Origin of the sequence: Paenibacillus sp. FSL F4-0125, from assembly GCF_038008565.1 — a bacterium.
In the GTDB taxonomy this organism is placed as follows: domain Bacteria; phylum Bacillota; class Bacilli; order Paenibacillales; family Paenibacillaceae; genus Paenibacillus_AQ.
The window spans coordinates 2,326,325-2,339,147 of sequence record NZ_JBBOZJ010000001.1; the positions used below are offsets into that span (position 1 = coordinate 2,326,325).

Here is a 12,823-nt window from a genome sequence, read left to right on the forward strand (position 1 = left end):
AGAAGGTAGTTCTTAAATTTAATAACAATCAGGGGGTTGGGATGAAGAGATCACATTGGGCAATTCACACGGCAGACTCTATCATGGCGAGGACACCAAAGCTCTATGAGGATAAAGGCTACAACGGAAGCTGGACCTATGACTATGGTGTGGTGTTGAATGGATTTGAATGGCTGTGGAAGCAAACTGGCGATGCGAAGTATCTGCAATTCATTCAAGATCATATGGATTACTTTATTCAGGAAGATGGTAGCGTTAAGGGCTATCATTTGGACGAGTACAATATCGATCACATTAATAACGGGAAATTATTATTTACACTATATAAAGAAACCAAGCAGGAAAAATATAAACAAGCGGCTACCTTCTTTAGAAAACAGCTAAAGACACATCCGCGAACCTCGGAAGGCGCTTTTTGGCATAAAAATATTTATCCCTATCAAATCTGGTTGGATGGTCTTTATATGGGTGCTCCTTTTTATTTAGCCTACTTGCTAGCCTTTGAGGAAGGGCAGGGGCTTGAAGATGTGACGAAACAATTTATATTATGTGAGAAGCACACTAAAGACGCAGAAACGGGTCTGCTATATCACGCATGGGATGAACAACGTATTCAGTCTTGGTGTGACCCCGATACAGGGCTATCCCCTAACTTTTGGGCGCGTTCACTTGGCTGGTATCTTATGGCTCTAGTTGATGTTCTAGAGTTATTGCCAAGTGAGCATTCTGATTATCCAGAGCTGGTCCGAATTCTAAATGACACTTTAACTGCTGTGAAGAAATATCAGGATCCTGAATCTGGCGTCTGGTATCAAGTAGTGAATCTAGGGGAACGCAAAGGAAATTATTTAGAAGCTTCTGCTTCCAGCATGATTGTGTACGCTATGGCAAAAGGGATTCGATTAGGCGTGTTAGAGGCTAGTTGGTACGAACCGTTAGACCGCGCCTTCCAAGGACTTATCAGCGAATTTGTACTAGAAACCAAAGAAGGTTGGGTCAATCTAAATAAGAATTGCCAAGTAGCGGGGTTAGGTGGAGTGGACCAAAGAGATGGTACCTTTGCTTATTACATTAGTGAGCCTATTGTCACGAATGACCAAAAAGGTGTGGGTGCTTTCCTGCAAGCCTGTGTGGAATACGAACAATTAAGAGGCTGGATCTGATATAGAATAGGAGTGCTATAGAATGTCCGTATATAATATTGACGATTTTGGTGCGCTTAAGAATAGCGGAATGTTAGCGACAGAAGCGATTGCGCGTGCGATTGAAGCGGCAAGTGAGGCTGGTGGAGGAACTGTTTATGTGCCTGCTGGCACTTACTATACGGGTGCGATTGTTATGAAAAGCAATATTGAATTAAATTTAAATCCAGGAGCGATCCTTTCATTCAGTACGAACCCTGTGAATTACCCTGCGGTGGAATGTAGATGGGAAGGGGTGAAGCAGCAGGTTCATACACCTTGTATTCATGGTAAAGGTTTAGTCAATATATCGATTACCGGAAGCGGAACTATTAATGGTAATGGTAAGGCATGGTGGGATGTATTTCGGAACCGTCGGGAAGAGCTAAAGTACCCCCGTCCGACTTTGATTGGCTTTGATAGCTGTCAGCGGGTAACGATTAAGGATGTCTCGCTGATGAATTCTCCTAGCTGGACCGTTAATCCTGTGGCCTGCTACAATGTGACGATTGATAACCTGTCCATTTTGAACCCGGCTGATTCTCCGAATACAGATGGTATTAATCCAGAATCCTGTACGAATGTGCGGATAAGTAACTGCAATATTGATGTAGGTGATGACTGCATTGCTATCAAAGCAGGAACTGAAGATACGAAAGAACGTATTCCATGCGAGAATATCACGATCACAAACTGTACCATGGTTCATGGGCATGGTGGAGTTGTTCTTGGAAGTGAAATGAGTGGAGATATTCGGAATGTAACCATTAGCAACTGTGTTTTTAAGCAAACCGATCGTGGCATTCGTATGAAATCAAGACGGGGTCGTGGTGGAACTATTGAAGACATTAGGATCAGTAATATTGTAATGGAAGACGTCATTTGTCCATTTACTCTGAATCTATACTATTTCTGTGGGCCGCGCGGGAAAGAAAAATATGTGTGGGATAAAAATCCTTATCCGATCACTGATGAAACGCCATGCTTTAGACGTATCCATTTCGCCAATATTACCGCACGTAATGTTCATGCTGCTGCGGGATTCTTATATGGACTGGCGGAGCAGTATGTATCGGAGATTACTTTTTCAAATATTGATATCTCTATGGCAAGTAATGCGGTTCCCGGGCATCCGGACATGATGACAGGAATCGAGAACATGAACAATCGCGGATTTTTCCTAGGCAATGCAAGGGATGTACAATTCCAACAGGTGACTATCGAGAATCATGAAGGACCTGCTTTTTACATTGAAAATGGCGAAGCCATAGAGATCGTGAATTGTCAGTCCAAGAACACGAAAAAGCCGGAGAAACTAGTAGAACAAGTTACCGTTTCGCCCACAGAACAGAATATGTGTCCGTAAAGGGGGGAAGCCATGGCGCCGGATAAACTGAAGGAACTGTTAGGTGATCTTCCAACGGATAAGCCGATTTCGGTAACTGTAATAAACCAAGAGGAACGGGACGGATATCGCCTCGAATCCCTTTTGCTTGATCTGAATGGATTGGAACGGGTGCCTGCTTATGTTGCTATTCCTTTGGATGGAGAGGGACCGTTTCCGCTGGTTGTCTTTAATCATTCTCATGGGGGGAATTACGCGAATGGACGTAATGAGTTTGTTCGCAGCAGCGCCTATTTGCAACAGCCCTCTTTTGCTAAAGCCCTAACGGAGATGGGGTACGCTGCTTGCTGTATCGATATGTGGGGGTTTAATGAGCGTGGCGGTAAAACTGAGAGTGAGCTAGTGAAGGAAATGCTATGGAAGGGGCAGGTCATGTGGGGCATGATGCTGTATGACAATATTCGAATGCTGGATTACATGTGCCAACGTGAGGATATTGACGCTTCCCGAATCGCAACAATCGGCATGTCCATGGGTGGTTTGATGGCATGGTGGCTGGCTGCATTAGACGAACGGGTCGGAGTGATTGTCGACATCTGTGGTCAAGTAGATGCACATACCCTAATTGCTGTAAGAGGATTAGACCATCATGGCTACTATTCATATGTGCCCGGGTTATTGAAGCATTACACAACGCTCGACATTCAAAAGCGGATCGCTCCCCGCCCACGAATGAGTCTAGTAGGCAGAAACGATCGGTTATGTCCGATTGAAGGTGTTGAGCATCTGGCTCAAGGATTGTCTGAAGCTTACCAAACAGCAGGGAGACCAGAACATTGGCAACCGCTAGTGGGAAGTGGAGGGCATATGGAGACTCTGGAAATGCGGACGTTATGGCAGCAATTTTTGGCGAAGCATCTCTAAAATCCATGGAAGGGAACGGACAACAATGCTAGTAGTGGGCAAAGAATCCTTTTGCGATTATCGCACCATTCAAGAGGCGATAGATTCGCTAGAGGGTGAGCCAACCAGCCAAGCGGTTACGCTCTATATTTTATCCGGCATCTATCAAGAGACAGTTCGGATTTACCGTTCTAATCTTACGGTTATAGGACTTGGCTACGTGGAAATAACCATGAACCATTATGCCAAAGAGCGTGATGAAGCGGGGGAAGAAATCAATACGTTTGCTACTCCAACGTTATTTCTGGGCGGCAGTCATTTGGTATTAGAGAATCTGGTGATAACCAATAGTGCTGGGCAGGGAGAGCGTATTGGGCAGGCATTAGCCGTCTATGCGCATTGCGACCAAACCGTATTCAGAAATTGCATCTTTAAGGGGTATCAGGACACCTTGTTCACCGGACCTTTACCACCTGCTCCACGAGAGCGAAGGGCATTCGGAGGTAATCCGCTGAGAGAACATCACGCCCAGTATCGTCAGTTATACCAGCATTGCTATATAGAAGGAACCATCGATTTTATTTTTGGCGGTGCCACGGCTTATTTCGATCAATGTGAGATTCGCAGTTTACGTCATAATGAGAATCTTTCCGGTTATATAACAGCGGCTTCGACACCCGAGGGACAGTCACATGGCTACATTTTTAAGAATTGCTTCTTAACAGCCGATCCTGATATTGCTCCAGTGTTTCTAGGACGTCCTTGGCGCGAGTACGCGAAGACCGTGTTTGTGGGTTGTCAGATGGGCTTGCATATTCATCCTATGGGCTGGGACAACTGGAATAACGCAGCGAATGAGCAAACCGTTAGTTATCAGGAATATGGCGTGAAGGATGCTGCGTCCCTGAGGAAGAAGCGTGTTCCATGGGCAGATTGCTTTGAGGGTGGGGGAGAAGCGCTGGATAAAGAGTTTGTTTTTGCTGGGACGGACTTTTGGAAGCAAGTACTGTAATGGATTAATCTTTTAAAAAATGAGGCAGTCCTGGACGAGCGTAAAGAGTCCTTGATTGCCGTTTTTATTTCTTTTGTTTTCTTTCAATATAAATCCAAGTGTGATATATCAACCAGAATATCATAGGAACTAATAAAACATAGGGCCTCTGGTGTGCTGGAAGAAAGGAGTATAAAAATAGCCCAATTATTATCGTTGGTAACACTAGAATAAAATACTTTTTCCAATGCATGTTCTTCCCTCCCTTTGGTTTAATGCTTACATCCTTTAAGTGTTAATGCCCTCGTATGTCAAGATCACTTAATGGATAATTACTACTGCCCCAAGTGTAAACAATATAATAGTTAACTAGCTTTTCATCTGCTTTCAATGCTTTGAATTTCAAATCACGATGTTCAATAAAGGAAATGTTATTACTCACTTGCTTTTCAACGATGTAACTCCAATCATTCTTGCGATACTTTCCATAAAAATTATTTAATTGTTCCAAAGTTTGTTCTGATTTGATTAAAATAGCGCCAAAAAATTGCATTCCATTTCCATTCCCCATTAATTTCCCAGCGGATGATAAAGCATCTACCCTTTCCGTTTTATCTGGCAAAGATAATTCCATTAGATTTTTCTTTGTGGAATATGCAATGTAATTGTTAATAAATGGAGTGGATACGATTGGTAAAATGAGAGCAACCACTGCAATGATTAAAATGATTATGAATGTTTTTTTCAAGTTAACCCCTCCCTTTTATCAGAGATCTTCCGAATCTTCCAATACATTCCTGTAGCTGTTAATTCTATTAAAGGTAATGATCCTCCTGCATGCTATAGTAACTTGTAACACCGGTTATATTATCCCAACGAACTACTTTGTAATTATTCCAATCTTATGAGATAATAGAGTTTTTCCGTTGATTCTATTTTTCATGGCATACGTGATATGCCTGATCAAATATTGGAGGTAGGCTTGTTGGCGACACAGTATCCTTTTGAATATGATCGGACCAGACCTTTTATGGAGCAAGTAGGAGAATGGGTCGGAGATGTATTTTATGAAATTCTTCCTGAGGCAGGATTTGAAGTCCGTGATGAACAGATTTACATGGCGTTTCAGGTGGAGCGAGCTTTTGCTGAGAAAAAGACGATTTTTGCTGAGGCAGGGGTCGGTACGGGTAAGACTTTAGTGTATTTGTTATATAGCATTTGTTATGCGCGGTATATGGGTAAACCTGCGATTATCGCTTGTGCAGATGAGTCATTGATCGAGCAGCTTGTGAAACCGGAAGGCGATATTGCCAAGCTTGCGAAGCATCTGAATATGAATATTGATGCCAGACTAGCGAAATCTCCGGATAAGTATATGTGCCTGAAAAAGCTGGATCACGCACGCAACAATGATGATGGGAGCTTGCCGCTGGAGAGTTTATACAGTACTCTACCTGATTTTGTACATTCTCATGCACCGATGCAGCAGTTCCATGCCTATGGCGACCGCAGGGACTATCCGGATTTGAACGATGAGCAATGGAATAAGATCAATTGGGATACGTTTCAGGATTGTTTTACTTGCGATATGCGTCACCGCTGTGGGCAGACGTTGTCCCGTGATCATTACCGGAAATCAAGTGATTTGATCATTTGTTCTCACGATTATTACATGGAGCATGTCTGGACTTATGAAGCGCGTAAACGAGAAGGTCAAATTCCTCTGCTTCCAGAGCATTGTGCCGTTGTTTTTGACGAAGGGCATTTGTTAGAATCTGCCGCCATGAAGGCGTTAGGCTATAAAATGAAGCATGTTGTCTTTGAAGAACTAATCTCTCGTCTGTTACAGAATGAGATTCGTGAAACGCTTGCTGTTCTTATCGATGAAGCGATTATGCAAAGTGAGCAAATGTTTAAACACATTCGTCGTCAATGCCGCACCATTCCTGGATCGGATCGAAAAAGCATTGAGCTAAATGCAACGCTAATCCGTGAGGTGCACCGCATGCGTAGTGTAATTGCTGCTATCGAAGAAGAATTAGTATTCGAAAGTGGACTGTATACGATTGATGAATATCAATTGCGGATTGTGGAAGAACGCTTGGAGACCATAGAGATTGCCTTGAGATTGTTTGAGGATTCAGGTGCATTAATCTGCTGGGCGACAGAAGATAGCGATGGCTTAACGCTGTCGGTAATGCCACGTAATGTTAAGGAAGTACTCCAAGACAGCTTGTTCACGCAAAAAATGCCAATCGTATTCTCTTCGGCTACCTTATCCGTGGATAAATCCTTCCAATACTTGAAGGACAGTCTTGGTATTCAAGATTTCCTGTCTTTCTCTGTAGACTCACCCTATGATTATGAGCATCAGATGAATGTCTATGTACCTGAGCTTCGGAGTGGTGATTTTGCTGAGAAAATGAAGATCTCCCTGAAGCTTATCCAGCAGACAGAAGGAAGAGCCCTGTTGTTATTCCGTACTCGAGAAGAACTTCTGCAGTTCAAGCAGCTCAGCTCGCAGACAGCAGAATCCAGCAAGTATTCTTTCCTCTTTGAAGGAGATCAAGAGATCAGCTATCTAATCTCAGCTTTTCAAAGGGATGAGCATAGTGTTCTTTGTGCGGTAACGCTATGGGAAGGACTAGACATACCAGGACCTTCACTATCTAATGTGATCATTTGGTCACTGCCTTATCCGCCGCTCGACCCTGTATTTATGGCGAAACGAGCGGAGACCTCCAATCCTTTTGAAGAGGTGGATTTGCCGTACATGCTGCTGAGACTTAAACAAGGGATGGGACGTCTGATCAGAACGGGCACGGACCAAGGAATTGTGACGGTGCTTGCGGAAGCCGAAGGACAACATCCGGTTCACGAGTATATAACCTCTGTACTACCGAAGGGTACTAAGCTTCAGACACTGGAAGTGTGAATGTAATATAGGATCACAATCGACGCTCTTTTGGTGAGGCGGATGCTCTGGCATGCTGCTTCTCGAAGGAGCTTTTTTTGCGCTAATTCAAGCATAAGGATTACTAATCTTACAGATAGTATATTGGTATTTAACTTTCGAGCCATGGCGTATTATTGTTGATTCATGGAGGATATACATACCTCCGTCATCTAGAGATTCATACAAGGGGTGTATACGACATGGGGGATTCACAGGGATTATACCAATCGAACCATAAGAAACAGGTTGGTTTTGCGCTTGGCATTGGATTGACCTTAATCATTGCATTAGTCGCAAAGTATTTAGCAGGCTTTCCATTTCTCTCTATTATGGGCCAACTGGTCATTGCCATTTTAATCGGAATTATTTGGCGGGCAACCGTCGGAGTGCCGGGCACGATCACTCAAGGGACTGATTTTTCCAGCAAAAAGCTACTGCGTTTAGGAATTATCCTGCTTGGTATGCGGTTGAATTTAATGGATATCGTAGCTGCGGGGCCAAGAGTATTTCTACTGGCTGTTATCGTGATCGTATTTACGATCTCTGTTGTTTACGGGCTTGCTCGACTGTTCAAGGTTGATAAACGACTCAGTATCTTAACTGCCTGTGGAACAGCGATCTGCGGTGCGGCAGCGGTGGTGGCGATTGCTCCACAAATCAAAGCGAAAGACGACGAAACTGCGATCGGCGCAGCGATAGTCGCTATATTAGGTACAATATTCACGTTGCTCTACACTTTTTTGTACCCTTTGCTAGGCTTATCCGATCTAGGCTACGGTGTATTCTCTGGAGCTACCTTACATGAAATTGCTCACGTCATCGCAGCAGCAGATGCAGGTGGGAATGCAGCAGTAGATATGGCGGTCATCGTTAAATTGACTCGGGTGGCCTTACTTGTTCCTGTGGCTATATTAATTGGGATTTGGACGAATCGCGCAGAAAGAAAAGTTCAGGGAGGTCAGTCTAAAGCCTCGTGGAAAAGTATTCCTATTCCTTGGTTTATTCTCGGTTTCTTACTCGTAAGTGGTGTGAATTCATTAGGGATTGTATCTGCATCAGTGGCAAATGGAATTGTAACGATAGCTTATATGCTAATCGCTATGGCGATGGCTGGACTTGGCTTGAATGTTGATTCGGCGTCATTTAGACGACTGGGGATGAAGTCTTTTGCAGCTGGGCTTATAGGTTCGGTCTTGTTGTCCTTAGTTGGATTTACACTAGTTCACTGGTTTGGACTGGCATGATCTTTTGCATACATTTGAATAGTAAGAAATGAACTACTTCATATCTAAATATTGTCCTTCTGTATATCATTTAATGTGGCTGGGTAGGCATGAAATGGATGGAGGGACATCAGGTGAAATATTGCATAGGGGAATTTGCTTCCATTCTCGGTGTAACTGCAGATACGCTGAGGTTATACGAGAAACATGATATTGTTAGGCCCACTAAAGATAACAGCAATAATTACAGATATTTTAATGACTTAGATGCAAGAGATTTGCTAATGAGTAGATGGTACAGAAGTATGGGAATTCCATTGCCGGAAGTGGCAACGCTGATGAAGGAGTCTTCATTAGAGCAAGTTATGGGTAGGATGCAAGAAACAGAGTCAAATTTAGAAGAAGAGATCAAGCGGAAGACGATGCTGCTAAAAAAGATGAATGAAATTCATAATGAACTCAGAGAATTAGACTCCTCTTTATATACGTGTAAACTTAAACAGCTGCCAGGTATGTATAGACTAAAGCAAACGGATAAGAATGCATTATTAAAAAATGATATTGTAAAAAGCTTAGTCAACACTTGGATGGATCTGCTGCCGTATGCGTTTTATTCTTTTAGAATTGAGGATACAGGCATCTTTTTCAGTGAAAACAATAATTTTAATTATAGCTGGGGCCTTACCTTGCTAGAAGATGAAGCGCAACAATTCGAAATGGATAGCGAAGAGTACGCAGAGTATATTAGCCCAAGTCTTTGTATCTCAGCAACAATATTATGTACGGATGAAAAATATATAACGAAGAACTCCTTGCAGTTCATGTTTGACTATATCGAAGCTAATCATTATTCCATTTCGGGAGATGTGGTTGGAAAATTACTGCTTACTGAAAAAATTGAAGGCCATAATAGATCTTATTTGGAAGTGAATATCCCAATCAAATAGTGACTCTAATTAAACATCTGCTCTTTGGGCAGATGTTTTTCTTCTAGTTGGACAAAAAGTAGACATTGACCTTGGTGTTGCACCAATGTTTATACTTCGGGATATAGCCTGTCAGATGTCGTTGTTGATTAATCATTATCTTTGTGAAAATTATCACGTTATTTGTATCAGGTTATAAGATATTAGACACTGGGGGAGAACAGAAATGCGTAACAGAAAATTCGTCAAGAAAATGCTCATGTTATCTTTTTGTATGGTGCTGATCATTTCCATGCTGAGTGGATGTACGGGAAATGGGGAATCGGCTAAGTCGTCATTGTCCTTTAAAGCTGGTACGTTCACAGGAGAAGCGGAAGGAAAAGAGGGAGTCATTAAAGTAGAAGTAACTATGGATGAGCCAGATAAAATTAAAGATATTAAGATCGTAAGCCAATCGGAAACAGGAGGACTGGGAGATAGTGCACTTGAAAAAATTAAAACACAAATTCTAGAAGGACAAACCTTGGCAGTTGATGCTGTTAGTGGTGCAAGTCTTTCCAGTGAAGCCATGCTTGCCGCTGTGGAAGATGCCGTAACCAAAGGTGGAGGTAATCTTGAAGTTCTCAAAGCCGGAGGTGCAAAAAAAGCTGGTGAAGGGAAAACAGAAAAACTTGAAACCGATGTTGTTGTAGTGGGCGCTGGGGCATCCGGTGTATCTGCGGCTGTTACAGCGGCTGATAAAGGTGCTAAGGTTATTATTATAGAGAAAACGGGTGTCATCGGGGGAGCGAGTAACTTATCCTGGGCAGGTAAGTTCTATAATTCATCCGCTGCTACGAATAATAATCTAAAAGTAAATGTGGAAAAAGAAATAGCGGATTGGATTGTCAACAATCACTGGAGAGTGGATGCAGCTGCGATTAGACAATATGTTACTAAATCCGGTGAAACTTACGATTGGTTAGCCGAAAAAGGATATCAAACTAGCTTCTTGAATTTCTTCGGTGAGCAATTACATGTGCTGCCAGCTTATGAAACACGTGAAGAAACGCTTCGTAAAATGTTATCCGTATCAGTTGAACAAAATGGCGGACAAGTGATCACAGAAACGACTGCCAAAAAGCTGATTACGAATGAAGCTGGTGAAGTTTCAGGAGTAATCGCTGAGAAAGCGGACGGTACAACACTTGAAATCACAGCGAAGAGTGTCGTTATGGCTACAGGTGGTTATGCTGCAAATAAAGAAATGGTAAAAGAGGCGTTTGGTTTCGAAGGGGTTAACGGTGGATTAGGACAAAACGTAGGAGAAGGCCTTAAGATGGCATGGGAAGCTGGAGCCAAGGTGCCTGACAACTTCGGTGGACAAATGCTTCACCAAACATTGGCTAGAGCAACACAAGGTCTCAAAGCACAATATGAACCTTTTGAAGCAAGTTATCCATTAATGTTGACGTATCTTCCGAATTTCATGAATGTAGGTACTTCTGGTGCTCGATTCAGAGATGAAGCGGCGACGTTAACTTCGGTTGCAGCAGCGAATACAAGTGCATTTAATGGTCCGTATCACATGGTTATCGTCTCGAAATCACAACTGGAGGCACTTCAGACCAAGGGGATGAAGGGTGTTCATGCACCAAGTCTTCCAGGAATGCCACCGGAATTCTATGCTGATTTTGCCGATAAATTCACACTAGAGAACCCTTGGACAAATGTCGAGAAAGTATTTGATTCGATGGTGGAGAACGGAAATGGCTTCAAAGGAAACACGATTGAGGAATTAGCTACGAATGCAGGGATGGATGTTGATGTGTTTGTAGAAAATTACAATCGTTATACAGAAGCAACAAAAACTGGTGTAGATGCTGAATTTGGAAAAGCAGCTGAGTATTTAGAACCTATGGGTGAAGAAGGTCCATATTACGCCATCATTGCTGAAATCAATAATCTGGGTTCAGTTGGGGGCTTGCTAGTAAATACAAAATTCCAAGTTCTGAATGATAAACGGACACCAGTAAAAGGATTGTTTGCTGTAGGTCTAGAATCTGAAGGTGTGTTGTTTAATGATACTTATGTTGGAAACGGCGTTGGTATTGGGTACTCCTTTACCTCAGGTCGTCTTGGCGGGGAGAGCGCAGCTAACATTGCATTAGAGAAATCTAAGTAACAAACCATTTCCCGGAAAATAATTGAATATTTTTTATAGACGCAGGGTGGAGAACTCTGCGTCTTTTTTAGCTGGAGATTAGAGCCATTCTTCTTTTAGCAAAGCTTTGAGAAGCTCTACGTTAGCTACTCCAAGCTTGTTGGAAATTTTTTGCTCTAATTCAATTTTGGTGACCATCATTCTTTGATTGCATGCGATTCCCTTCTGGGTAAGAGTGATGTTTTTGTCACGCTGATTTCCTTCGACTTCAACAGCCTCCACGTAGTTACGCGATAATAGTCCTTGAATGCTTTTATGTGTACCCTGCCTGGAAATATTAATAATTCTACTGATTTCCGAGATCGAGAGCATTTGATGTGCCTCAAGAACCGCTAGGATATGCGATTCAGTCTTGTTGATTTGATCCGGGTCTTGGTCGGTCACTATTTTACGTAAGACTAAATGCTTCTCACTAAGTAAATCAATTAGGTTCATTTCTTGCAGATGGTTCTCCATATGAACACTCCTAAATCATAGCTTGTTTATCCAAGTATAAGTCATTTGAACTTATTGTCAACTTGGTTGACTAATTTCAAATTGCTGTGGTATTGTAATCCAAGTTGACAATATAGAGATAAAAGGAGCTTGAAGATGGGAAGAAACAAAAAAGAAGCATTATTATTTACGTCTATCATGTGTGCATTGATGGTGCTGGGGATGAGCATTTACAATGTAGTGTTGATGGAGGGTTGGTCGGATACGGTAGTTAAAGATGTAGTCATCGGCTACGTACCAGCGTTTCTTGTTGCCTTAATTCTGGATGTATTTGTTGTAGGTAAGGTTGCGAAGGGGATTGCGCATAAGTTGGTTGAAGAGAATGATCCGATGATCAAAAAAATTATGTTCATATCCTTTTTTATGGTGACCGGAATGGTGTTGTTTATGTCCTTCTACGGTGCAGTTCTTCATGTAGGGTTCTCCTCAGAACTACCGATGGCTTATCTGTCTGCGATCGGTAAGAATTTCATTGTTGCACTTCCACTGCAAATCTTATTAATCGGGCCGCTTACACGATTTATCTTTGTAAAGATTACTCCAGCTACTGCATAGAGAATATTAACATCACCTTTACGCAAAGCTGGGTCAATCTTAAGC

Annotated in this window: 11 protein-coding genes; 9 read left to right on the plus strand and 2 right to left on the minus strand. The window is 42.4% G+C overall.

From position 1 onward, the window contains the following. The first annotated feature begins 41 nt into the window (after nt 1–41). The 4 genes from NST74_RS09865 to NST74_RS09880 are packed head-to-tail and all read left to right on the plus strand — an operon-like array spanning nt 42 to nt 4,441. Nucleotides 42–1,163 (plus strand): glycoside hydrolase family 88/105 protein, encoded by a 1,122-nt coding sequence (locus tag NST74_RS09865; protein WP_341111781.1) that lies wholly within the window; start codon nt 42–44, stop codon nt 1,161–1,163. Between the two features lie 22 nt (nt 1,164–1,185). Further along, nucleotides 1,186–2,547, plus strand: coding sequence for a glycoside hydrolase family 28 protein (locus tag NST74_RS09870; RefSeq protein ID WP_341111783.1), 1,362 nt, complete (start codon nt 1,186–1,188; stop codon nt 2,545–2,547). 12 nt (nt 2,548–2,559) lie between these two features. Next, nucleotides 2,560–3,450 (plus strand): dienelactone hydrolase family protein, encoded by an 891-nt coding sequence (locus NST74_RS09875; RefSeq protein ID WP_341111784.1) that lies wholly within the window; start codon nt 2,560–2,562, stop codon nt 3,448–3,450. Nucleotides 3,451–3,475: 25 nt separating this feature from the next. Next, entirely contained in the window at nt 3,476–4,441 is a 966-nt protein-coding gene (locus NST74_RS09880; RefSeq protein ID WP_341111786.1) for a pectinesterase family protein, read from the plus strand. Between the two features lie 274 nt (nt 4,442–4,715). On the opposite strand, the gene NST74_RS09885 is transcribed toward NST74_RS09880, so the two are convergent. Then, nucleotides 4,716–5,168: a hypothetical protein gene (locus NST74_RS09885; RefSeq protein WP_341111789.1), complete on the minus strand. Its 453-nt coding sequence runs from the start codon at nt 5,166–5,168 to the stop codon at nt 4,716–4,718. Between the two features lie 282 nt (nt 5,169–5,450). Between NST74_RS09885 and NST74_RS09890 the strand changes: the two genes are divergently transcribed. The 4 genes from NST74_RS09890 to NST74_RS09905 all read left to right on the plus strand — a co-directional run bounded on the left by NST74_RS09890 (nt 5,451) and on the right by NST74_RS09905 (nt 11,689). Beyond that, nucleotides 5,451–7,355, plus strand: a complete 1,905-nt coding sequence (locus NST74_RS09890) for an ATP-dependent DNA helicase (RefSeq protein ID WP_341115863.1) — start codon at nt 5,451–5,453, stop codon at nt 7,353–7,355. 221 nt (nt 7,356–7,576) lie between these two features. Further along, a complete protein-coding gene (locus NST74_RS09895; RefSeq protein WP_341111792.1) occupies nt 7,577–8,620 on the plus strand; it encodes a YeiH family protein in 1,044 nt (347 codons plus the stop codon). 113 nt (nt 8,621–8,733) lie between these two features. After that, complete coding sequence (locus tag NST74_RS09900; RefSeq protein WP_341111796.1) at nt 8,734–9,546, plus strand: MerR family transcriptional regulator; 813 nt, start codon at nt 8,734–8,736, stop codon at nt 9,544–9,546. Nucleotides 9,547–9,751: 205 nt separating this feature from the next. Next, a complete protein-coding gene (locus tag NST74_RS09905) occupies nt 9,752–11,689 on the plus strand; it encodes an FAD-binding protein (protein ID WP_341111798.1) in 1,938 nt (645 codons plus the stop codon). Between the two features lie 78 nt (nt 11,690–11,767). On the opposite strand, the gene NST74_RS09910 is transcribed toward NST74_RS09905, so the two are convergent. Next, on the minus strand, nt 11,768–12,184 hold the full coding sequence (locus NST74_RS09910) for a MarR family winged helix-turn-helix transcriptional regulator (RefSeq protein WP_341111800.1): 417 nt from the start codon (nt 12,182–12,184) through the stop codon (nt 11,768–11,770). Between the two features lie 135 nt (nt 12,185–12,319). On the opposite strand from NST74_RS09910, the gene NST74_RS09915 reads away from it, so the two are divergent. Then, complete coding sequence (locus tag NST74_RS09915; RefSeq protein WP_341111802.1) at nt 12,320–12,778, plus strand: DUF2798 domain-containing protein; 459 nt, start codon at nt 12,320–12,322, stop codon at nt 12,776–12,778. Nucleotides 12,779–12,823 lie beyond the last annotated feature (45 nt).

Bases quoted from the DNA above. Each gene is read 5' to 3' on its own strand.
- NST74_RS09865 (WP_341111781.1), top strand. From the start codon at position 42: ATGAAGAGATCACATTGGGCAATTCACACGGCAGACTCTATCATGGCG.
- NST74_RS09870 (WP_341111783.1), top strand. From the start codon at position 1,186: ATGTCCGTATATAATATTGACGATTTTGGTGCGCTTAAGAATAGCGGA.
- NST74_RS09875 (WP_341111784.1), top strand. From the start codon at position 2,560: ATGGCGCCGGATAAACTGAAGGAACTGTTAGGTGATCTTCCAACGGAT.
- NST74_RS09880 (WP_341111786.1), top strand. From the start codon at position 3,476: ATGCTAGTAGTGGGCAAAGAATCCTTTTGCGATTATCGCACCATTCAA.
- NST74_RS09890 (WP_341115863.1), top strand. From the start codon at position 5,451: ATGGAGCAAGTAGGAGAATGGGTCGGAGATGTATTTTATGAAATTCTT.
- NST74_RS09895 (WP_341111792.1), top strand. From the start codon at position 7,577: ATGGGGGATTCACAGGGATTATACCAATCGAACCATAAGAAACAGGTT.
- NST74_RS09905 (WP_341111798.1), top strand. From the start codon at position 9,752: ATGCGTAACAGAAAATTCGTCAAGAAAATGCTCATGTTATCTTTTTGT.
- NST74_RS09910 (WP_341111800.1), bottom strand. From the start codon at position 12,184: ATGGAGAACCATCTGCAAGAAATGAACCTAATTGATTTACTTAGTGAG.
- NST74_RS09915 (WP_341111802.1), top strand. From the start codon at position 12,320: ATGGGAAGAAACAAAAAAGAAGCATTATTATTTACGTCTATCATGTGT.